General features: G+C 62.6%; 21 protein-coding genes. 6 read left to right on the top strand and 15 right to left on the bottom strand.

The window, feature by feature from the left end:
* Nucleotides 1–206 precede the first annotated feature (206 nt).
* The gene (locus tag ACIPQ1_RS07370; RefSeq protein WP_411387517.1) at nucleotides 207–1,040 is read left to right on the top strand and encodes an oxidoreductase; all 834 of its coding nucleotides are present in this window, start codon (nucleotides 207–209) and stop codon (nucleotides 1,038–1,040) included.
* 19 nt (nucleotides 1,041–1,059) lie between these two features.
* On the opposite strand, the gene ACIPQ1_RS07365 is transcribed toward ACIPQ1_RS07370, so the two are convergent.
* The 12 genes from ACIPQ1_RS07365 to ACIPQ1_RS07310 form a co-directional block, all read right to left on the bottom strand.
* On the bottom strand, nucleotides 1,060–1,884 hold the full coding sequence (locus ACIPQ1_RS07365; protein ID WP_411384748.1) for a DUF4198 domain-containing protein: 825 nt from the start codon (nucleotides 1,882–1,884) through the stop codon (nucleotides 1,060–1,062).
* A gap of 8 nt (nucleotides 1,885–1,892) precedes the next feature.
* Nucleotides 1,893–2,183, bottom strand: coding sequence for a hypothetical protein (locus ACIPQ1_RS07360; protein ID WP_446533861.1), 291 nt, complete (start codon nucleotides 2,181–2,183; stop codon nucleotides 1,893–1,895).
* A gap of 55 nt (nucleotides 2,184–2,238) precedes the next feature.
* The gene (locus ACIPQ1_RS07355; RefSeq protein WP_446533860.1) at nucleotides 2,239–3,126 is read right to left on the bottom strand and encodes a metal ABC transporter solute-binding protein, Zn/Mn family; all 888 of its coding nucleotides are present in this window, start codon (nucleotides 3,124–3,126) and stop codon (nucleotides 2,239–2,241) included.
* A 95-nt stretch (nucleotides 3,127–3,221) separates the two neighbouring features.
* On the bottom strand, nucleotides 3,222–4,127 hold the full coding sequence (locus ACIPQ1_RS07350; protein WP_446533859.1) for a metal ABC transporter permease: 906 nt from the start codon (nucleotides 4,125–4,127) through the stop codon (nucleotides 3,222–3,224).
* Complete coding sequence (locus ACIPQ1_RS07345; RefSeq protein ID WP_411384745.1) at nucleotides 4,124–4,804, bottom strand: metal ABC transporter ATP-binding protein; 681 nt, start codon at nucleotides 4,802–4,804, stop codon at nucleotides 4,124–4,126. The genes ACIPQ1_RS07350 and ACIPQ1_RS07345 overlap by 4 nt, the downstream gene beginning before the upstream one ends.
* Nucleotides 4,805–4,818: 14 nt before the next feature.
* On the bottom strand, nucleotides 4,819–5,751 hold the full coding sequence (locus ACIPQ1_RS07340) for a metal ABC transporter solute-binding protein, Zn/Mn family (RefSeq protein ID WP_411384744.1): 933 nt from the start codon (nucleotides 5,749–5,751) through the stop codon (nucleotides 4,819–4,821).
* On the bottom strand, nucleotides 5,748–6,482 hold the full coding sequence (locus tag ACIPQ1_RS07335; protein WP_411384743.1) for a DUF6162 family protein: 735 nt from the start codon (nucleotides 6,480–6,482) through the stop codon (nucleotides 5,748–5,750). The genes ACIPQ1_RS07340 and ACIPQ1_RS07335 overlap by 4 nt, the downstream gene beginning before the upstream one ends.
* Nucleotides 6,482–6,970 carry a DUF2214 family protein gene (locus ACIPQ1_RS07330; protein ID WP_207966907.1) on the bottom strand — a complete coding sequence of 163 codons (489 nt, stop codon included), beginning with the start codon at nucleotides 6,968–6,970 and terminating at the stop codon, nucleotides 6,482–6,484. The genes ACIPQ1_RS07335 and ACIPQ1_RS07330 overlap by 1 nt, the downstream gene beginning before the upstream one ends.
* 36 nt (nucleotides 6,971–7,006) lie before the next feature.
* Nucleotides 7,007–7,489 (bottom strand): DUF6644 family protein, encoded by a 483-nt coding sequence (locus ACIPQ1_RS07325; protein WP_411384742.1) that lies wholly within the window; start codon nucleotides 7,487–7,489, stop codon nucleotides 7,007–7,009.
* A gap of 21 nt (nucleotides 7,490–7,510) precedes the next feature.
* Entirely contained in the window at nucleotides 7,511–9,007 is a 1,497-nt protein-coding gene (locus ACIPQ1_RS07320; RefSeq protein WP_446533858.1) for an alpha/beta hydrolase domain-containing protein, read from the bottom strand.
* A 304-nt stretch (nucleotides 9,008–9,311) separates the two neighbouring features.
* Nucleotides 9,312–10,076: a hypothetical protein gene (locus ACIPQ1_RS07315; RefSeq protein WP_411384740.1), complete on the bottom strand. Its 765-nt coding sequence runs from the start codon at nucleotides 10,074–10,076 to the stop codon at nucleotides 9,312–9,314.
* 69 nt (nucleotides 10,077–10,145) lie between these two features.
* The gene (locus tag ACIPQ1_RS07310) at nucleotides 10,146–10,529 is read right to left on the bottom strand and encodes a DUF6152 family protein (protein ID WP_411384739.1); all 384 of its coding nucleotides are present in this window, start codon (nucleotides 10,527–10,529) and stop codon (nucleotides 10,146–10,148) included.
* Between the two features lie 237 nt (nucleotides 10,530–10,766).
* Between ACIPQ1_RS07310 and ACIPQ1_RS07305 the strand changes: the two genes are divergently transcribed.
* From ACIPQ1_RS07305 to ACIPQ1_RS07290, 4 genes are all read left to right on the top strand, one after another.
* Nucleotides 10,767–12,104: a hypothetical protein gene (locus tag ACIPQ1_RS07305; RefSeq protein WP_411384738.1), complete on the top strand. Its 1,338-nt coding sequence runs from the start codon at nucleotides 10,767–10,769 to the stop codon at nucleotides 12,102–12,104.
* A gap of 61 nt (nucleotides 12,105–12,165) precedes the next feature.
* Entirely contained in the window at nucleotides 12,166–13,056 is an 891-nt protein-coding gene (locus ACIPQ1_RS07300; protein WP_411384737.1) for a hypothetical protein, read from the top strand.
* Entirely contained in the window at nucleotides 13,053–13,427 is a 375-nt protein-coding gene (locus ACIPQ1_RS07295) for a DUF6152 family protein (protein WP_411384736.1), read from the top strand. Before ACIPQ1_RS07300 ends, ACIPQ1_RS07295 begins: the two co-directional genes overlap by 4 nt.
* A gap of 5 nt (nucleotides 13,428–13,432) precedes the next feature.
* Nucleotides 13,433–14,920 carry an alpha/beta hydrolase domain-containing protein gene (locus ACIPQ1_RS07290; RefSeq protein WP_446533857.1) on the top strand — a complete coding sequence of 496 codons (1,488 nt, stop codon included), beginning with the start codon at nucleotides 13,433–13,435 and terminating at the stop codon, nucleotides 14,918–14,920.
* Nucleotides 14,921–14,959: 39 nt separating this feature from the next.
* Here ACIPQ1_RS07290 and ACIPQ1_RS07285 read toward each other — a convergent pair whose 3' ends face one another.
* The 3 genes from ACIPQ1_RS07285 to ACIPQ1_RS07275 all read right to left on the bottom strand — a co-directional run bounded on the left by ACIPQ1_RS07285 (nucleotide 14,960) and on the right by ACIPQ1_RS07275 (nucleotide 18,494).
* Nucleotides 14,960–15,523, bottom strand: a complete 564-nt coding sequence (locus tag ACIPQ1_RS07285) for a cytochrome b (RefSeq protein ID WP_186706733.1) — start codon at nucleotides 15,521–15,523, stop codon at nucleotides 14,960–14,962.
* A gap of 97 nt (nucleotides 15,524–15,620) precedes the next feature.
* Nucleotides 15,621–17,081, bottom strand: coding sequence for an aldehyde dehydrogenase family protein (locus ACIPQ1_RS07280; protein WP_411384734.1), 1,461 nt, complete (start codon nucleotides 17,079–17,081; stop codon nucleotides 15,621–15,623).
* Nucleotides 17,082–17,120: 39 nt separating this feature from the next.
* Nucleotides 17,121–18,494, bottom strand: coding sequence for an aspartate aminotransferase family protein (locus ACIPQ1_RS07275; protein ID WP_186706735.1), 1,374 nt, complete (start codon nucleotides 18,492–18,494; stop codon nucleotides 17,121–17,123).
* Between the two features lie 214 nt (nucleotides 18,495–18,708).
* Here ACIPQ1_RS07275 and ACIPQ1_RS07270 point away from each other — a divergent pair, with 214 nt between their 5' ends.
* The gene (locus ACIPQ1_RS07270; RefSeq protein ID WP_250965291.1) at nucleotides 18,709–19,677 is read left to right on the top strand and encodes a helix-turn-helix domain-containing protein; all 969 of its coding nucleotides are present in this window, start codon (nucleotides 18,709–18,711) and stop codon (nucleotides 19,675–19,677) included.
* The last annotated feature ends 14 nt before the right edge of the window (nucleotides 19,678–19,691 follow it).

Here is a 19,691-nt window from a genome sequence, read left to right as displayed (position 1 = left end):
TCGGGCCCTGTGAAAAAGAGGGCCCTTGATCGCTGAGTGCGGCGCCTGATCTTATTAATGTCGATCAACATCAAAATCATTGACTGTTACGATTATGATCATCATCATAAGCCTGCCAGTCGATGAAGCGCGCTAATGTCGGATCCTTGGACACCACAGTTGCGATCTTCTGACCGGATACCTCGATAACCGGAAGGAAACTCATGATGATCAACAAACCCGTGGCGTTGGTGACTGGTGCTTCATCCGGCATCGGAGAAGCCATCGCCCATAAGCTCGTTGCGGCAGGCTACAACGTCTATGGCACCAGCCGGCGAGGCGCGCGCGCCGGCCAGCAGGGCTTTCCACTGCTAATGCTGGACGTCACCGACGATGCCAGCGTCGAAGCGGCCATCCAGGAGCTGTTTCGATTGGAGGGGCGGATCGATCTGCTGGTCAATAACGCCGGCTTCGGCATTGCGCCCGCAGCGGCGGAAGAGAGCTCAATCGAGCAGGCCAAGGCCCTTTTCGATACCAACTTTCTCGGCATCGTACGCACGACTCGCGCGGTGGTGCCGCATATGCGACGCCAGGGTGTCGGACGTATCATCAACATTGGCTCCATCCTCGGCGTCGTGCCTGTTCCTTATGCCGCGCTCTATTCGGCCAGCAAGCATGCAGTGGAAGGTTATTCCCAGGCGCTGGATCACGAGTTGCGTACACACGGCATCAGGGTCACGGTGGTCGAGCCCGGCTATACCAAGACCCAATTCGAGAACAACAACCTCCAGCCCGACGCCAAGCTCGACGTGTACGAGGACATTCGGATAAAAGTGACCAAAGTGGTGAACCAGGCCATGGCGACCGCCGACGGTCCCGACGTGGTGGCCAATGTGGTGCTCCAGGCCGCGCGCGCCGCACGGCCGAAGTTGCGCTATACCGCTGGCAAGGCGGCTGGTCAGTTGCAGTTCCTGCGCAGCTTTGCTCCGGCGCGCTTGCTGGACTCGGGTATCCGCAAGGCGCTGCAGCTCGAAACCAAATGGCCGTCCCAGGCACACTGAGGCCCCTGAGCGGGCCTGGTCACTTCATGTCCCTGGCTTGCACCCACAGCACTGCGTCTTGCGACAGGGGTTTGCCCTTGTGGGTTTTCGTCGCGCCGATGTCGAGCGCCGCAATGCCCCACCAGCCGGCCCGGGGCAGGCCAATGGTCACGATGCCTTGGGCGTCCGAGTATGTGCTCAGGGCTTTGAATGAAGCCTGGGGCGCCATGACATAGTCTTGCTGGCCAAAGGCGTTTTTCTCGAGATCAACGGAATGGTTGACGTACTCGATTTCGACTTCGGCGAACGGCACAGGCTTGCCGTCGGCGAGCACCACGGCGCGGAACACACCGCCCGTCCAGTTGGCGTAAGGCTTGTTCAATGGCTGGATCTCAACCGGCAGCCCTTGTGGTTCTGCCCAGTTACTGGGGACGCCGCCGACGTTCACGATCAATTTGGTGAACTGTTGGATGTACACGTCTTCCTCGGTTTCCAGGTAGGGCTCGGGTTCGAGTACGAAGATATGGTCACCCAGTGAACGCACCACCTCTCGCGGAATCGAGGCACGATAGGCCGTCGTTCGGTTGTCGCGACTCTGCCACTCGACGGGGCGCAAGTACTGGCGCAGGTCGATTTTTTCCGCGCCGTGGGCGCTGGTGTGGCTAAAGGACCGAGGTGCACCCATGTCCATGGTGGGGCCGCCCGAGAACGGATGAGTGAACACCAGCGCGAACTCGAGTTTTTCCGCGCGCTGCAGTGCCGTTTCTTCGAGGTAGAGCATCTGGAAATGGGCCTGGGCAGCGCCCGTCAAGCCAGTGAATGTCGTAGCGGCCAGGGCTTGGAGCAGTTTTCGTTTGAACGTCATGGTCGTTTTTACCTTGAAATGTCGGAAGACTGAATCGTGATTTCATGGCCGGTTCCGCCGAAGAACACCACGGAGTAATTCCCGGCGGGGGGCTGGAAGGTATAGGTGTTGCCTTTGTCGATCTCACCTTGGAGCAACACCTTGTTGCTCGGGTCCTGGACATGGATCTGTCTTCCGACGGCCGAGCTGCCATCGGTGAAGCCGGCCTCGCACGCCACCCGGCCATCGCCCTCGATATAGCAATCGAAGACGGGGCCGTGGGCGAAGGCTGCGTGGCAGACCAGTAGAGCGCCTGCCATCGGTATCCGCAGTGCTGAATTCATGAGTTTCATAACGTCTCGCCGTCAAGATCGATCAATGGGGAGGCGACTGACCTTCGCCCTTCGTGTTGTCGTTGCCAGTCGCGGCGAAGGCCGCCAGCAAGGCTTCCAGGTTCGAGCCCAGGAGTGCTTCGTATCCGTTGGCCGTGTCGGCGAGCATTCCCGGGTTGCCCGTATCGAGTATCAGCAGCCGTGCGCCGCCGTCCTCGATGGCCTTGGCAATCCTGGCTTCCGGTGCCCATTTGTGGACCACCACGTGGATGTCACGCTCACGCAGGTATTGGGTCAGTGCGGCGCGGTCGGCGTCGCTCCAGTCGATGTCCTGCCGAACGAACCAACCATCGACAAAGACCCCGAATTCGCCGAACAGGTAGATGAACTCATTGGCCAGCGACAGTACGCGCAGATCCGGTACCGCCGTCAGCCGGGCACCGTAGTCGGCCTTGAGCCGGCGCAAACGGCTTTCGAGCGCGGCGAGGTTGTGCTCTATGCGCGGCGCATCGGCAGGGGCCAGTCGTGCCAGATCGGCGGCGATCAACGCCGACATGCGCATGGCATTGACGGGGCCGAGCCAGGCGTACGGCGATGGGCCCTGATCCACATCGCTCGCGGCGGCCCAGGGCACGTCGTTCGCTGGTGCTCGGGTCGCAGCCACGCCGGGCTTGATGCTGTCCCATGAGCGCGAGGCATCTATCTCGACGATCCGCAGGTTGTGGCGGCGTGCTGTCGCGTACAGCGGGTCCGCGCGCCAGAGACTGCTGAGGGTGACCACGGCTTCGGCCTGTTGGAACATCGCAGCGTCGATGCGCGATAACGCGTTGGCCTGGCTTTCCATGGGCACGGCCACGTCCACCGGAACGCGGACGACTTCCAGGGTCGTGCCGGCGCTGAGTGCGGATGTGAGCGCATAGACGGCAGGCAATGCGACCAGCACTTGCTGCCTGCCGGTATCGGCAAAGGCCGAACACGAGAGGCCCAGCAGCAGCGCCAACCAGGACCCGTATAACCCCTTCCTGTTCATACGCTGGCCCCCCTGAACCGGGACGCAGTGGCGCGCATGACGGTGGTGACGACGAACACCAGGGCGGCAACGATCACGATGGCGCCGCCCGTCGGTACGGGAATGTGGAATTGCATCGGCGCCAGGATGCCCACCACGCAGGAGAAGGTCGCAATCAGAATGGCGCGCGCGACCAGACCCGGCAGCGAACGGCTGATGTTGCGTGCTGCCGCGGCCGGTATGAGCAGCAGGGCTTCGACGAGTACGGCACCAATGATTTTCAGGCAAGCGACCGTCACCAGGGTGACCAGCACGACAAACACATACTCGACGCTTCGCACCGGCACGCCGCGGGCGTGGGCCAGGCTTGGGTTGAGGCTGGCCAACAGCATGCCGTTGTACAGCGGCAACCCCAGCAGCGCACACAGTGCCGTGACGCCAAGCAGCACATTCATGTCGATGTGGTCCACCGCGAGGATGGAACCGAACAGCACGCTTTCCATCACGTGGGTGTTGATCTTGGCCGAGACGAACAGCAGCAGTGAGGCCCCGACCGCCAGGGAGATGGACAGGAACACGCCGATCAGCGTGTCATTGGCCAGCGTGGTGCGATGCTGCGTGTACTTCAACGTCAGGGCAAACAGCAAGCAGAAGCCGAACATCGAGAAGTAGGGGGATGTATAGGATTCGCCGATCAGCACGCCAATGGCGACACCGGTCATCGCCGCATTGCCGACGGACTGACTGAAGAACGCCATGCGCTTGATCATCACCATCGAACCCAGCACGCCCAGCAGCGGGCCGATCAGCACGGCACAGAGCAGTGCATTGATCACGAACTCGTACTCGAACGGCTGCGGCAGCAGGCCACTGGCGGCGAGCGCCTGCAGGTGGTTGCGAATGAAGTCGTACAGGGCGTTCATTGGCTCCCCTCCAGCGAATACGCGATCTGGTCGGGTGCACCATGGAACAGCACTCGCCGGTTGATGACGGTCACCGATTGGGCGATGCGCCGGACCTGTTCCAGGTCATGGTTGATCCACAGGATGGTGACGCCTCGACCGTGCAACTCGGCCACCAGCGCCTCCACCAGCTGCACGCCGGGTTCGTCGATGCCAGCGGTCGGTTCGTCGAGGATCAACAGCCAGGGCGCCGGGCTGATCGCCTGGGCCAGCAGCACGCGCTGGCGCTGGCCACCGGACAGGCTGCCAAAGGGCTTGGCGCCCATGCCTGCCACGCCGGTACGCGCCAAGGCCTCGGCATGGGTCGCCTTGGCGGATCGGTTCGAGCCCAGGAAGGCCGGCCGGCGTTGGCCGAGCAGGGCCATGAGATCGCTGACCGTCATCGGCACGTTGCGGTCGAGGTCCGGCAATTGCGGGACATAGCCCATGGGTGTCGTCACCTCCCCCTCGAAGCGGACCGTTCCCGTATGCGGCATCTGGCCCAGCAGCGTGCGCACCAGTGACGTCTTGCCGCCGCCGTTGGGGCCGACGAGGCAGTGCAGGGCACCGGCTTCCACCCGAAAACTGACGTCGTCGAGCACTTGCGTACCGCCCAGTTGCAGGCAGATGTTATCGAACACGATGGCGGGACCGCGCATGACCTGTTCCTCTTTCATCGCTGCGTAAACTCAATGGCTTCGGCCAAGGTCTCGAGGTTTTCGCGCATCGCCACCTCGAACTCGTCCGCGCTGTAGGTATCGCCGGTTATGTGCGACAGCGCGAAGACCTTCACGCCGGTCGCGGCTTCAATAGGTTTGGCGAGGTCGAGCGAGAAGTTTTTCTCGGCAAACAGCACCCGCACATTGGCCTTCTTGATCGCATCGACGGTGTTGGCCAACTGGCGCGCGGTCGGCGCGACGCCGTGACGAGGCTCGATCACGGCGCTCACGAACAGGCCGAACTCCTGCATCATGTAGTCGTAGCCGGCATGGGTGGTCGCGCAGCGGAACGCTGACAGATCCAGAGCGGCGAAGCGGGTCATGAAACCGGCCCGTAATGCTCGGATGCGTGCGGCATAGGCGAGGGCGTTGTGTCGATACGTCGCAGCGTTGCCCGGGTCCAGCTCCCCCAACCGGCGAGCGATTTCGAAGACCTGCTGTATCGCTGCGGTGGTGGAGACGAACGTGTGCGGATTGACCACCTTGGCACCGCCCTGGTCACCGCCGATGGGAATCAGGGCCACCGAGGCATTGGCCTGGATGATCGGCAGCGTCGTTCCCCGACCGGCCGCCTTGACGATCTGAGAGGCCCATTCATCGTGGCCGATGCCGTTGACGACCAGAGCATCGAGCGTCATCGCCCGGGTGATGTCGTCCGGCTGCGGCTGATAGTTGTGCGGATTCGCTTGCGCCGGGATGAGCGCCACGACCTCGGCCCGATCACCGACGATATTCGCCACGAAGCTGTAGTAGGGGTGCAAGGTGACGCCGATCTTGAGCTTTTTGCCCAGGGGCACAGTCGGGCTGGCGAGTGCGATGGCGGGGATCAGCATCAGCAGCGCAAGGCAACGGCGCCATATCGCGCGGTGCTTCGGAGAAACGGTCATGGCTGGTTTCCTTTTACGCGTTCGACTTCACTGGCGCCGTCATAAGGGATGACTTGGCGCCAACCTTTGCCGACCAGCGATTCGGGCTTGACGATGCCGGGGTAGGGCGCGTTCGGGTCGGGGTGGACCCAGATCGTCGCCTGGTTGGCCCACATGACGCCGGCATGGGCGTGGCCAATGACGAGCAAGTAGGCGCTCTGGCCGGGCATGCGGCCGGCGGCACCGTAGTAGACCGTGGCGCCCTGGCCCTGGGTGGCTTGCGACACCTCGCTGGTGGCCGGGGCCGGCGCGTCGTCCTCGTGCCCGTCGTCGGAACCGGCATGGGGCAGATGGCCGCCAGGCAGGATCAACTGCCAATGGACTTGGCCGTTGGTCTTCCAGAAGGCGTCGCGGTAGAAGGGGGGCAGCCAAATTTCCTGGGCACGTTCCAGGGTGATCCAACCGCCGGTGTCGTTGTTGTTCCAGATGATTTCTTCCCCGGCAGGTAGCAGGGCGCTGTGGATGGCCTGGTCGACCGCACCCAGCCCATCGAAGGAACGCACTTGCCAGCCCAAGGGTATCGGCGGGCCGGGGTGCTTTGGGCGCAGCAGCACATAGCCTGTCACGCTGGCGATGATTGCCAGGGCCGCCAGCAGCAGGGCCAGCGATTCCCAGCGGCCGGAAGCCGGGCGCACGACCTTGGTCGCGCCGTTGGCGTCAGCGCCGGGCCAGGTTCGCGACAGGCGAGCCATCAGACAAACCCGATCCAGCGCCCGAGGCCGATCACGCACGCCCACAGCGCCAACGAGCAGAAACCTGCCACGCGGGCCTGGCCGGGGGGCGGCAGGATCGTGTCCCATTCGTCGATCCGCCGATAGGCGCCCAGGTGGAAGATTGCCATGTTGAGGCCCGCCAGCAGCAACAGGCCCATCTTCCACCAGAACACGCTGTTCTGCGCATAGGTGGTGGCATTGGAGGCAAACATGAGCAGGCCGGTGATCACACAGGCTGCGAAGGCAACCCAGGTGTAGGGCAACAATTCCTGGATCAGCCGGAGCGCGCTTCGACGATGGGAGGCGATGCCGAGCAGGCGCAAGTCGACGACGGCGATGGTCCCGAACACAAGGGCGATGCCGATCACATGCACCGACTCCAGGTTTGGAAAAATCGAGCCCGACTCTCTGATCCGGGCCGCGACCGTGGTGTCCTCGAGGGCTTGCAATATCGATTGGATGTCCATGGCGAATACCTGAAAAAAACATTGAAAACGCTGGGATCAGTAGGCAATCCAGCGACCGCAGAAGATCACGACGCACCACAGGACAATCGACAGCCAGGCCAAAACCCTGATGGGCGGCTTTTCGTCGTCGCTTGGTGCGGGGTCGACAGTGCGCAGCAACGGACGCCGGACCAACCAGGTCAGCGTGAACACGGCGATGACCAGAAACATCTTCAGCCAGAACGTTGTGTTGACTAGCACGCGGTCGGGCTCGCCAATGACCATGACCAATCCGCTGAGGAGCAGGACGATGAGGGCGGCGCGCATCCACGGGTAGTAGCGGCGCACAACGCCACCCATGGGCTCATCGGTGGCGAATACGCCGGCGAGCCTGAGGTCGGAGATGACCGCGGCGCCGAAGATCACCGCGATGGCGACGATATGAACGCTCTGGACAGTGGGCACGACCCAGAACATGTCCCTGATGGCTGTGCTTAGCGGTGACGCGTAGATCCAGGCGATGATGAGTTCTGATGACATCTGCTTTGCTTCCGCGTTGGGTTAGAAGTCTTGAGGTTTCGCGATCGGACGCAGGCCCGTTGCATCTTCCGGAAGGAGAAAGCCTTGCTTGATCGAGAGATCCTTGGCGTCTTCGAACGCCTGTTCGTAGCGGCTGAAACTTCCATAGCGCTGGCCAAGCACGTCCTTGGAATAGGGCACCTTGGTGTCGTAGATCAGGCCGCAGCCGGTCTCCTGGTCCGTGAGGTAGGTCGCACTGGGCACCTGGACCCACGGCGGGCGCACACCCCCTTGCAGGTTGCCGGTGGCGGGGTCGCGTACGGCGACGTTGCCCTCGCGCACGACTCGCGGGGCCTTCGGCATGGCTTTGCCTTCGCGCACCCATTGGTCCATGCCATCGAGGAGGGCCGAGACGACCAGTTCCGCCGGCTCGTCGTACAGCGTCCGGCACCGTGGATCGTCGCCTTTGCCGACGTCGGCAGCGAACAGTTCGGTATGTTCCGTGCCGAGGTCGGCCAGCCGCAGATGGGGCATGCCGGTCACTTCGTAATAGCGAAGCTGCGGACTGTCGGTGTCCGGCGGCAGGTCGATGCCTTCGATGACGTCATGCATCAGTTCGGATTGGCTGTAGACGGTCACGAACGGCACGCCATCGGGCATTTGCCGAGGCAGCCGGATGACGTCGCCGCCCACCTCGCCATAGGCCATGCGTCCCGTCATGTAGGCATCGATCAACGGCCGAGCGTCGGGCATGCGCCATTGCTGGTGCCGGCCCTGGTCGAGGTAGTCCATCCAGACCTGCGCGGTCACCGCCCAGCTGTTGACGTAGACGCGTTGCACATTCAGGCCTGCCAACGGGCCCTGCGCGGCATTGGTTTTGAGCAGCAACGCCAGCTGCGCCGCGATCCCTTGTGACTGGGGCACGAACGGGTCGGGGCCTTCGCCACGGGTGAACCGCTGCGGGTCGTAGTAGGTACCCAGCGGCGCATAGCGGGCATAGTCGAAGCGGCGCATGAACTCGAAGTTCACGATCTGTCCGTACTGGGCAATTTGCTCCGCTTCGGCGGCCGGGGTGTCCGAGATGAACTTGGGATCGACGGCCGGCTTGTTCATGTTCAACGTGTAGCCCACGTACGCGTAGCCACGTCGCAGCAAGTAGTCGCGGGTCAGGATCCATCCGGCGCCACGTTCGCCAAACCAACTGAACGGCTCGATCACCACGGTGCCGTTGAACCGCGCCGGGTCCGCCGGTTTACGTACCAGGATGCGCGTGGTGTAGGGCGCCTCGAAGAGGGTTTTGCCTGCGGCGGTAATCGCCGGGGCGACGCCTTGCAGGTAAAACTCCTCCTCGACGTAGCCGTACTTGTCGAGATCGCTGTGTTCCGTGCCTGGCCGTTTCGCCGACGACAGCGGTGGCTCGCTGGAAGGTGGCATGGCAATGGCCGTGGGCATGCGCGGCACCTCGGCAAACGCGTTCGAGCCAAGGATCAGCGACAGCAGGACGCCGGGCAGCGTCGGCCGCAGGAGGCTGGTGGTCATCGGTCGTTCCATCCGGTCATCTCCAAAGGAGCAAAATCAGTCTGGTTTGGGGGCGCTGCGCACCCCAGCGGGAGCAAGCTCCCTCGCCACGGTTTTGTGTGTGGCTGGGCGGTGTGGAGCAATCCGATTCCATGATGTTGCCCTCTCACTGGTGGTAAACATCGCCTCTTGTGGCTGGGCGGTGTGGAGTAATCAGTTCCATGATGTTGCCCACTCATTCGTGGCAAACACCGCCCTTTGTGGTGAGGGAGCTTGCTCCCGCTGGGCTGCGCAGCAGCCCCAACACTGGCCTCGCGGCAGGGCTTCACTCACGGCTGAGGGACGCCTTGCCCTCGCTGTCGATCACGATCTGGTTGTTCTCGCAAACGTATTCTTGAATGGCGTAGTTGGAGCGCTTGTAGTCGAAGGTGAAGCGATACGGGGTGTTGAGCATTTGCGGATCCTCGATCATCACCTGGTTTTCCAGGTGGTCCGGGCCCTTTAGCCTGATGCGCTCGGTGATCGTCATCGCCTCACTGTGGGGAACGTCATAAAACGTCACGTCGGTTCGCACACGTTGCGTCTCCACCACGAGGGTGTCGCCCTCCCAATGGCCGCGGGAATGACCCTGGTACTTGGGGTCGAGCTTCTCTTTGGGCGGCATGGCTTGGTCCAGGAGAATCCGGCGCACCTGCTGGAGGTACTCGCCGAGGACAATCACCTGCTTGTCATCGTGAATGATCTGGATCGGAAACAGCGCCGCCATCATCGTCGGCATGCCTTCGGGCAGGCACCGGGAACTTGTCGTGGCCAAGGGCGTGCCGGCTTCGTTCGCGGCGGCTTGTTTCTTTTTCAGCGCGGCGTATTCGCGGGCATAGGGTTCCTTCAGGTCCATCGGGCCGCCTGGGTGCACCGGATCGTCCGGGTTCTCACCGAACCAGTCGTCCGGGGTTCTTTCCCAGGTGCCACTGATGTCCGGGCGAGTGTTGTTCTGGGTTTTCGAGGTGGCTGCGTTGCACACCCCGGCGACCGTCACGAGGACGACGCCGAGGAAGATCGTTGTTGCGCTCAAGGTTCGTGTCGGTTTCATTGAAACGTCTCCACGCTGCTGGCTGGCTTGTTCGGTTTGGTTCCGTGGTCATCAGGCGAGGGAGTTCCCCTATCCGCCGCCCGTGAGCACGACGTCACCGATCCTGATCTCCACGAGCAGTCCGCCCGGGTCACCGTTTTTCAGCGGCCTGAAGGACACCTCGGCGCTCTCGCCGGCCTTGATCGAGTCTGCGCTCCAGCCCGCACGCTGCAACGCGTTGACGCTGCCCGTCTCGATCTTGAAACGCTGGGCCGGTGGGCCGGGCGTATCGAGGTAAATCGTGATGTGCGGATTGGTCCAGGCAAAGCGCTCGACCACGCCCTTGACCGTGACCGTCTTGGTCTGGTCGAACAGCGCGAATGAATGGTGGGCAGTGGCCAGGGACGGCAGGGCACTGCAGGCGACGATGGTCAGCAGGCAAAGCCCCTGACGTAACAGCGGTATTGGGGTCATGACGGGTGCCTCGTTCTTATGCGTTCTTATGGCCCCAGCATAGGGCGCACGCACGGGCAGGCCGTAGCCCAAAACGGCAACCGTTCAAGCCTCTGGACATGTTTTTCAGCGGGGAGAAATAGCGCCAAGGAAATGGGTGGCCAACCCCGTGCACATGCTGATTTGGGCTACCGCATGGGCGAGCCGAATCGGAACACTCATGACTCGCCTCATAAATATAAAAACAGGAGAGACGTCATGCGCACCCCCCGTTACGCTCCATTGCTTTCGCTGGTTGCCGTCTGCGCGTTCGAGCCGCAGGCACAGGGCTACGAGTTGTACAACGACAACGAAGGTGGGACCGTCCTTAACGCCGAGTTTTGGGCGGGATTTGGCTGGTTCGGCAGTAGCAAGAACTACCTCGGCGACCCGCAGCGGGAGCCCGGCACCATGCGATGGCAGGAAGGGTTCGCCAAATATGGTCTCAGCGGCACGACGGATCAGATCGCCGCCGGCTCGATCTACGGCGGGTTCAGCCTGATCAGTACGGGGTCATGGGGCGACGGCGACGCAGGAGCGATCACCGCCGGAAACGAAAGAGAAACCGCAGTGGAAGATGCCTACCTGGGCTGGAAGTCAGGTGACCTGATTCCGGCGTTGGGCACGGACGGCGTTGATTTTTCTTTTGGCCGACAGATCGTGACGGTGGACGGCTTTCTGATCACCGATGATGGGTTCGCCCCGGGGAACGCTTTCAACCCCATCGAGGGCGTAGCGGATGGCCGGTTCAATCGCGGCGGTGCCTTTTACCTCGGCCCGCGGTTGGCGTTCGGGAATACGGCAGTCTTGAAGCTGGGCGGCACGCAGGGCCTGCATGGCAGCTTGATCTGGTTGAAGTCGGATAATCCCGGGCAGTCCAAGACCGAAGTGGCGGCCGCCACCGTCGACTACACGACGCCCATCGGCTCGATCGGTTCAACGTACGTGCGTGGCCTGGATGTCGAAGAGCGATACGTCTTTGGCGATCGGGGTGAACGCAAGGGCATGGACATCTACAGCATTCGTGGCCAGGGCAATGCCGGCATCGAGAACGCCGATTTCGCGTTCGAAGTGGCGCGCCAGGAAAAACGCTCGGGGTCGCAGCGGGCGATGTTCTTCGACGCGGGCTACACCTTCGCCGATGCCAAATGGCAACCGACGGTGAGCTATCGCTATACCCGCTATTCCGAGGGCTGGGACTTCCTGTTCCAAGGCGGTTTTCGCAAACGCTACCAAGGTGAAGTCGCGGTGAATTACGCCGGTTCAGTGACTTCGAACATGCAGATCCATGATGTGTTGCTCTCGGTCATGCCGACCGACAAGTTGACGCTTAACGCGATGGCCTTCGACTACCACCAGCTTTCCCGGCGTGGGGAGCAGGACTTCAGCGCACGTGAGGTCGACTTCTTCCTGGACTGGATGGTGACGGACAACATCACGCTCTCGCCCCTCATCGGCTTCTACAAGCCCGAGAAGTGGCTCGGCAACGGTGGCAACCAGAGTGGGAGCGCATCGACGAATACCTACTTCCAGCTCATCGCCTGGGTGAGCTTCTGAGCGGCCATCCACGCCGCCAAACATCCTCAGCACTACCAACGTGTAGAAAAAGACGCAGGTCATGCCTATGAAAACGCTCCCCCTTGTTCACGCAGTAATCGCGCTGCTGGCTATCCTGGCCGCATCCGCGAATCCCTTGTTCGCCATCGCCGCAACGCCCCCCGCAACGTCCAGCGCGGCCAAGCCGAAAGCCGGACTGCCCGACCTCAGCGGTCTGTGGATGCCAGTGGGGAGCTCCGTAGACCCCCTCGTCAACAGCACCGGTGCCGATAACCCCGATACCAATGTCGGCCCTCCGTTCGGCACCACGCCGGAACTCAAGGGGGTCTATCTCGAGAGCGCCAGGAAACGCGCTGAAGCGCTCGCCAAAGTGGGCAGTGAATTCAAGACGTCGTGCAAGGTGCTGGGCATGCCAACGAACATGGTCGGGCCTTACGCCGTAGAGATCATACAGACGCCGACACAAATAAATTGGGCGCAAGAGTTCCTGCGCGAGACGCGGCGCATTTACCTCGATGGGCGCGCCCACCCCAATCCCGAGGAAGCGCCCTCGACGTTCGAGGGCCATTCGGTCGCACGCTGGGAGGAAAATGTGTTGGTCGTCGAGACGACCCATATCCGGCAGGAGACCACGTTGGGTGAGTATGGGCATGCCGACGACGCGCTCGGCCACGGTCCGCGCATGATTATCAAAGAGCGGATCTTCATCAATGACGAAGGCTTGCTGCAGGTGGACGGCAGGGTCGAAGACCCGGATGCGCTGGTCAAGCCATGGCAGTGGGCGCCGCTGACTTTCCGCCGTGCGCCCAAGGGGGTCGAGTTCATGGAGTTTGTCTGCGAGGACAGCAATAACGAGTCGATCGATCCGGTGACGGGCGCGGAAATCACGACGATTCCCGAGCGTCGCAACCTGAACCAAGCGAACAACAAAAATCAAGGAGACACGAAGTGAATCTCAAATCCATGCTGTTCGGCTTGGCGCTCCTGGGTTCGGCAGCACCGGCTGCGCTTGCCCACCACTCCTACTCAGCCTTCGACATGTCGAAGCTCGTCGCGATTGCCGGCACAGTCAGTGAGGTGCAGTTTAGAAATCCTCACGTTTGGTTATTCATCGATGTACTGGCCGGGGACAAGACTGAGACCTGGGCGATCGAGGCCGGCGGCCCGAATATCCTGATGCGTCAGGGCTGGATGGCCAATACGCTCAAGCCGGGCGATAAGGTCGACCTGCAACTCGCGCCGATGAGGGACGAGACGAAGACAGGTGGCGCCCTCCAGGCGCTACGGTTGCCCAATGGGAAAACCATCGGGACGTGGAAATGAAGCCCATGGGCGAGGTTTGGTCGCCCAGGCTGTCCGTGGCGGCGTCGCTTGTGCTGACGATGGCCGCGCCCGTCGGCGCGCAAACGCCCTCCATGCCGCAATTCTCTTTGGTGCCGCCCAGCGGCCGGTTGCCTCTCGCGTCTGCGTCAAGGCACGGCACGGAGTATGTCGACCTCGAGGGGGGCGGGTATGTGGAGGAGGAATACTACTTGCTGGGGCTCGCGCCGGCGATCACCGCTTCTGGCGAACAGGTGTTCGACGCGCCCTACGTGACGCGCTTCCTTATCAGCAAACCCAAGGACCCTGGACGCTTCAACGGCACGGTTGTGCTGGAGCCGTTCAGTTGGATGGGCGAGCGCGGCGCGGGCTGGATCTTCACCCGCAACTACCTGATGCGCAAGGGCTACGCATTTGTCGGCTATACGCTCAGCATCAATCGACCGGCTAACGATCCCAAGACGCTGGATTGGGATCCTGAGCCCCGCAACCTGAATCTGGACTTCATGCGACGCTACGACTACAAGCGCTACGCACCGCTCGGCAGCTACTACGACAGCGATCGGTTTCGACGCGGCAGCGGTCCCGATCAGTACCCGCCCCAGGCGCAGGGCATTGCGGCGCAATTGGCCTTGCTGCTCAAGTCAAACCACGGTCCCACCCAGGGGCTCGACGTCAAGCGTATCTATGTCAACACCTGGGCAATCAATGGGCAGCTCTGGCTCGATTACCTCGATCAGGGCCGGCATCAGCAGTGGCGCATGCCGGACGGTAAACCGCTGATCGACGCCTATATGACCGGGCACATTGTGTATGGCGACCTGGGTGGCGAGGTGCTCAGGGTTCCGCGCAAGCTCCCTGAGGATGCGCCTTTCGTGACGGTCTACAGCCAGGCCGAGGTGGTCCACGATGCCCGCCAGGAGATCGCGCTCCCGCCAGATACCGACCAACCGAAGTTGCGTTATTACGAGGTCACGGGCATGCCCCATCTGCGCCTCGCCGATCAGGGTACCGAGGGGACAGAGCCGCACCCGGCCGACGGCGACAAGCGCAACGATCCGCGCTGCCAGTTTCTGTATGACGAGCCGGTGGAGACGGTTGTGTCCGCGATCCTTGACGCGATGGATCGCTGGGTGCGTGGCGGCACGCCGATGCCCAAGGCCGAGCGGGTCGCTCGTGAGGGGAAGGGCGTTGCCCGCGACCCGCAGACGGGCAACATGCTGGGCGGTGTGCGTCCGCCGTGGATCAAGGTGCCAAGCGCCACCTACCTGACCGACCAGGAGACCGGCTGCGGTTCGGCCTACGACACGAAGGTGCCCTATTCCGCGCAGCAGATGAAGGCGTTGTATGGCAGTCATGCCAATTATGCGAGTCGTTTCGAAGCCGCCAAACAACAGGCGATCAAGGAGGGCTATTTGCTGCCGGAGGATGCGGTGCTCGTCAAGCCAGTCGCTTCACCGGCGGACTTTACCGGACCTCTGCGGTCCGAGCCATAAGTGAAGGCGTTGGCGTTTTTCGCCAACGCCTCAATCAAGTCACAGCATGCGGCGCAGGACATCGTTTCGAGGGTCGCGGTCATAAAACCGGTGCTTGAGGGCGCCGGCGACGTGCACCAGGATCAGGCCGAGCAGGGTATAGGCGAGCACTTTGTGCAGCCACTGGAAGACGACGAACCAGTCGTCATTCTTGCCCAGCAGCTCCGGAAGGTTCACCCCAAAGAAAAACACGCCGTCGCTCATCGTGTAGGTGCTCGACATCGAGTAGCCCATCAACGGCACGATCACCAGTAGTGCGTACAGCGTGCGGTGCGCAAGTCGCGAGGAAACCCGCTCATAGCGCGCCAGCGTCTCCGGCGGTTGCGGCAGCCTGGCCGTTTTCACCCTCAGGGCGATCTGGACCAGGACCACCAGGAATGCCAGCACCCCAAAGGATTTGTGCCACGGGTAGTAGAGCTCATATTTGCTCGCCACTTCGTCATCGAGCCCCGTCATGTGCCAGCCCGCCCAGAGGAGGCCGGCGATGAGCACGGCGCGCACCCAGTGCAAAATCCGCAGGGACGTCGGATACCGATCAATTATTGTTTGATTTGCCGGATTCATCGCGGTCTCTCCATCCATCATCAAGGCATCGAAATGCGCAGTTGAACGGCCACCCTCTACGGCACAGCGGCTTGGAAGGTGGCCGGGTCAATGCGGGTTATTTTGAGCTGGGCAGCAGTACGGTAATGACCTTTTCCTCGGTGTAGGCCAGCGCGCCGCTGAATCCGCCTTCTCGGCCGATGCCGCTGGCCTTGACGCCGCCCCAGGGCAGGTTGGCGTCCAGTGGGCTCCAGCAGTTGATGCCTACGGCACCGGCCTTGATTGCCGCCGCGACGCGGTGCGCTCGCGCCAGGTCGCTGGTCCAGACCGTGGCCGCGAGGCCGTAGGAGGAGTCGTTGGCCAAGGCAATCGCCTCATCCTCGCTGTCGAACGTGATCACCGTGCCGACGGGGCCGAAGATCTCATCCCGGGCGATCGCCATGTCATTGCGGGCGTTGGCGAAGATTGTCGGCCGGACAAACCAGCCTTGTTCAGGGGTCGATACACCGCCGGCCAGCAGGGTCGCACCTTGGTCGATGCCCAATTGGATGTAACGGTTGACGCGATCCAATTGCGCTTTCTTGGCCACCGGCCCCATCTGCACGCCCGGTTGGCGAGGGTCGCCCACCTTGACGGCGCGCGCGGCATCGGCCAGCGCGGCGGCGAAGCGATCGGCGAGATTGCGTTGGACCAGGATGCGTGAGCCGGCCGCGCAGACCTGGCCCTGGTTGGCGAACAGGCCGAGGGTGCAGCCGAACAGCGCATCGTCGAAGGAGGCATCGTCGAAGACGATCTGCGGGCTCTTGCCGCCCAGCTCCAGGGCCACGCGCTTGAACAGCACGCCGGCGGTGCGCTGGATCTCGCGGCCGGCTTCAGGGCTGCCGGTGAAGCTGATCTTGTCGACATGTGGGTGTTCGCACAGGGCACGACCCACCTCGTTGCCGTAGCCGGTCACGACGTTGATCACGCCGTCAGGGAAACCCGCTTCCTGGGCCAGCGTCGCCAGGTGCAAGGCCGACTGGGGTGTCTCTTCCGACGGTTTGATGACCACGGTGCAGCCCGCCGCCAGCAGAGCGGCGAGCTTCCAGACGGTGATCATCAGCGGTGAATTCCAGGGAACGATGGCGCCGACCACCCCCACGGGTTCCCGCACCGTGTATGAAAGGGACTGGGTGCCGAAGTAGCCGCCGGAGGGAATGGTCCGTCCCTCGAGCTGGTTGGCCCAGCCGGCGGAGGCGCGCAGGTTGGCGACCGCATTGGGCACGTCCAGCCGGCGTGGCTCGATCGGCGAGCGACCGATGGCGTCGGCGTCCATATCGGCCAGCACGTCGGTGTCGCGCTCCACCAGATCCGCCAGTTTCGATAGCAGTCGAGCGCGCTGGGCGCCGTCAAGCTGGCTCCAGGCGCCACGTTCGAGCTGGTTGCGTGCGGCCGCCACGGCACGGTCGACGTCTTCAGCGGTGCCTTGGGCGCAGCTGCCGTAGACTTGTTCTGTGACCGGGTTGACCAGGTTGATGCGGCGCCCGTCGGAGGCTTCGAAGGACGTACCGGCGATGAAGTGTTTTAAGTGCTTAGTCATTTTTGGAGTCCATGGGGTGATGGGCAGCGTCGAGACATCTCACGCCTCGAGGGCGTCCAGGGCGTCGCCGAAGATGTCCAGTGCCTTGAAGAACAGCGCCCGTGAAATCGTCAGCGAAGGCATGACCCGCATCACGTTGCTGTAGCGCCCGCAGGGAATCATCAGCACGCCGTGGCTGAGCAGGTAACCCATGAGCTGGCCGATCTTTTCCGGTGCCAGTGGCGCCTTGGTGGTCGGGTCCGAGACCAGCTCGATGCCGATCATCAGGCCGCGACCGCGTACCTCGCCGACCAGCGGGCTGCCGAAGCCACGGATACGTTCCTGCGCTTCCAGCCCCAGTGTGTGGGCGCGGTTGAGCAGATCGAGCTCCGGGTCCTGGAGGATGCTGATGTTGGTCAATGCCACTGCCGCGGACAACGAGTTGGCGGCGAAGGTGTTGGGCATCGATCCGTCAGGAATCGCCGCCGCCAGGTCCGAACGCATGATCAGGCCGGCCATGGGCAAGTCGCTGCCGATGCCCTTGCCGAACGTGAGCATGTCGGGCTTCACGCCGGAATGCTCGACCGCCCACATCTTGCCGGTACGCCCCGCACCGGACTGCACTTCATCGACGATCAGCAGTGCGCCGCTGCGGTCGCAGGCCTTGCGCAGCAGTTGCAGGAATTCTGGCGAGGGGGGCACGTAGCCACCTTCGCCTTGCACCGGCTCCACGATCACGGCAGCCACGTCGTCGGCGGCGGTGTAGGGGGTGTTCAGCAGGTAATCCACGTACTCACCGGCGATCTGCTCGGCGCTTTTGTGGGTGGTGTCGAAGGGGAAGCGATAGGCATAAGGGTAGGGCGCGTGAATGACGCCACCCATCTGGGCACCGTAGCCCTTGCGGTAAGCCGTGCCTGTGGTGAGCGCGCCGGACGCGTTCCACACACCGTGGTAGCCACCGTGGAAGGCGATGATCTGGTGCCGCCCGGTGACGCGCTTGGCGAACTTGATGGCCGCCTCCAGCGCATCGCTACCGCTTTGGGTGAAAAACGTGATGCAGTCGCCGCGCAAGCCGTCGGGTGCGATCTCGGAGAGCTTGGCGGCCAATTCGGTGCGCCGGGTGCTGTTGACTTCCAGGGCGTGCATCAGCACTTCGGACTGTTCGCGAATGGCCTGCACCACCTTCGGATGGCAGCGACCCACGCTGCTGACGCCCACGCCTGCGGACAGGTCGATGTAGGTATTGCCGTCGGCGTCCTTGAAGGTCGCGCCGAACGCCCGGTCCATGGCCACCGGCATGCGTCCGCCGCCGCGGGCCATCGACTCGGTACGCGCCGACAGCGCCAGGGCCTCGGTGGTCTTGGGGCCGGGGATGGTAGAGGTTATCCGCGGGGCATCCGCGAAATGGAGGGATTCAAGTTTGGCTTCACTCATGACGGTCTCTCAGGATGTCGGTTTCAGTGTCTCGATCATCCTCGTGGCCCGATCCTGGCCGGTAGCCCGAATCGGCACATTGGGAGGCTGCGGCGTACCTTCCTTTCGAAGATCTGGCGTTCCTGAAAGAAAATTTGCAGAATTCTCTTAATGTGAGAATATCGATCGTGAAGGCGATCTAAAAACAAGAATATTGGCCGAGGCTTTCGTCATCATGAAAAACCTGAACATCAGCCACTTCCACGACATCCATGTCCACGCCGCCACCGTCCAGGAGTGGAGCCAGGACTACAATCAGCTGACCGCTGGTTCGGCTGAGAGCTCACTGATCCAGTTGACGACGCCGCGTTGCCACGTCTTTCGCGAGCAGATCAACCAGCGTGTCGTGCAGCACGGCGTGGCTCCTCGGGGCAAGATGTGCTTCGCCGTACCGATCACCGTCCCGGGTACGATCCGGATGCAGGGGCGGGAAGTGGACGACAGCAGCCTGTTCTTTCTTCATGGTGGCGAGGAATTCATGTTCCACATGCCGATGGGCATGGAGCTGCTGGCGATCACCTTCGAGCGTGAGTTGTTCGAGCAAGCGTTGGCGCAAACCGCGTCGGCCAAGGAAATCGCTCAGTTGCTACGCCAGCCGGTGATCAGGCTTTCCACCCAACGCTACGCCGAGGCTCGCCGTCGAATGCTGGCGGCGTTCTCCCAGGCGCTCTTGAGCGAAGAACTCGACAACGCACAAGACCGGGAAATGGCACTGGAGCAGACCATGCTCGACGAATTGCTCCAGTTGATGACCGACCCCGCCTGCGACAAGCACCAGCGCGCGCCCAGCTCCACGCGCAGTTACATTGTCGAAAAATGTCACCGCCTGGCGACCGCGCAATCGAACAACGTGCCCAGCGTGGATGAGTTGTGCCAGCGACTCCAGGTGAGTCGCCGTACCGTGCAGAACAGCTTCCGTTCGGTGACCGAGACGACGCCGGTCAATTACCTGCGCTCCGTAAGGCTCAACGGCGTGCGCCGAACCTTGATGTCCACCCCAGCGGCGCATCTCTCCATTGGCGATGCCGCGGCCCAGTGGGGCTTCTTTCACCTCAGCCATTTTGCGGCCGAGTACCAGGCGCTGTTCGCGGAGTTGCCCTCCCAGACCACGCGCGCTGCCATCGGCGGTTGTGCGCTTGCTTGAGCATTGGCCTGCAC

It is taken from the genome of Pseudomonas sp. LARHCG127, from assembly GCF_052871455.1.
Note: the sequence above shows the minus strand (reverse complement) of the source record. Positions and strands in the feature narration are given on the sequence as shown.

Excerpts from the sequence above, each read along its gene's own strand:
- ACIPQ1_RS07365 (WP_411384748.1), bottom strand. The coding sequence starts at position 1,884 with ATGACGTTCAAACGAAAACTGCTCCAAGCCCTGGCCGCTACGACATTC.
- ACIPQ1_RS07310 (WP_411384739.1), bottom strand. The coding sequence starts at position 10,529 with ATGACCCCAATACCGCTGTTACGTCAGGGGCTTTGCCTGCTGACCATC.
- ACIPQ1_RS07305 (WP_411384738.1), top strand. The coding sequence starts at position 10,767 with ATGCGCACCCCCCGTTACGCTCCATTGCTTTCGCTGGTTGCCGTCTGC.
- ACIPQ1_RS07315 (WP_411384740.1), bottom strand. The coding sequence starts at position 10,076 with ATGAAACCGACACGAACCTTGAGCGCAACAACGATCTTCCTCGGCGTC.
- ACIPQ1_RS07345 (WP_411384745.1), bottom strand. The coding sequence starts at position 4,804 with ATGCGCGGTCCCGCCATCGTGTTCGATAACATCTGCCTGCAACTGGGC.
- ACIPQ1_RS07285 (WP_186706733.1), bottom strand. The coding sequence starts at position 15,523 with ATGAATCCGGCAAATCAAACAATAATTGATCGGTATCCGACGTCCCTG.
- ACIPQ1_RS07280 (WP_411384734.1), bottom strand. The coding sequence starts at position 17,081 with ATGACTAAGCACTTAAAACACTTCATCGCCGGTACGTCCTTCGAAGCC.
- ACIPQ1_RS07370 (WP_411387517.1), top strand. The coding sequence starts at position 207 with ATGATCAACAAACCCGTGGCGTTGGTGACTGGTGCTTCATCCGGCATC.
- ACIPQ1_RS07270 (WP_250965291.1), top strand. The coding sequence starts at position 18,709 with ATGAAAAACCTGAACATCAGCCACTTCCACGACATCCATGTCCACGCC.
- ACIPQ1_RS07320 (WP_446533858.1), bottom strand. The coding sequence starts at position 9,007 with ATGACCACCAGCCTCCTGCGGCCGACGCTGCCCGGCGTCCTGCTGTCG.
- ACIPQ1_RS07340 (WP_411384744.1), bottom strand. The coding sequence starts at position 5,751 with ATGACCGTTTCTCCGAAGCACCGCGCGATATGGCGCCGTTGCCTTGCG.
- ACIPQ1_RS07330 (WP_207966907.1), bottom strand. The coding sequence starts at position 6,970 with ATGGACATCCAATCGATATTGCAAGCCCTCGAGGACACCACGGTCGCG.
- ACIPQ1_RS07350 (WP_446533859.1), bottom strand. The coding sequence starts at position 4,127 with ATGAACGCCCTGTACGACTTCATTCGCAACCACCTGCAGGCGCTCGCC.
- ACIPQ1_RS07290 (WP_446533857.1), top strand. The coding sequence starts at position 13,433 with ATGGGCGAGGTTTGGTCGCCCAGGCTGTCCGTGGCGGCGTCGCTTGTG.
- ACIPQ1_RS07275 (WP_186706735.1), bottom strand. The coding sequence starts at position 18,494 with ATGAGTGAAGCCAAACTTGAATCCCTCCATTTCGCGGATGCCCCGCGG.
- ACIPQ1_RS07325 (WP_411384742.1), bottom strand. The coding sequence starts at position 7,489 with ATGTCATCAGAACTCATCATCGCCTGGATCTACGCGTCACCGCTAAGC.
- ACIPQ1_RS07300 (WP_411384737.1), top strand. The coding sequence starts at position 12,166 with ATGCCTATGAAAACGCTCCCCCTTGTTCACGCAGTAATCGCGCTGCTG.
- ACIPQ1_RS07335 (WP_411384743.1), bottom strand. The coding sequence starts at position 6,482 with ATGGCTCGCCTGTCGCGAACCTGGCCCGGCGCTGACGCCAACGGCGCG.
- ACIPQ1_RS07360 (WP_446533861.1), bottom strand. The coding sequence starts at position 2,183 with ATGGCAGGCGCTCTACTGGTCTGCCACGCAGCCTTCGCCCACGGCCCC.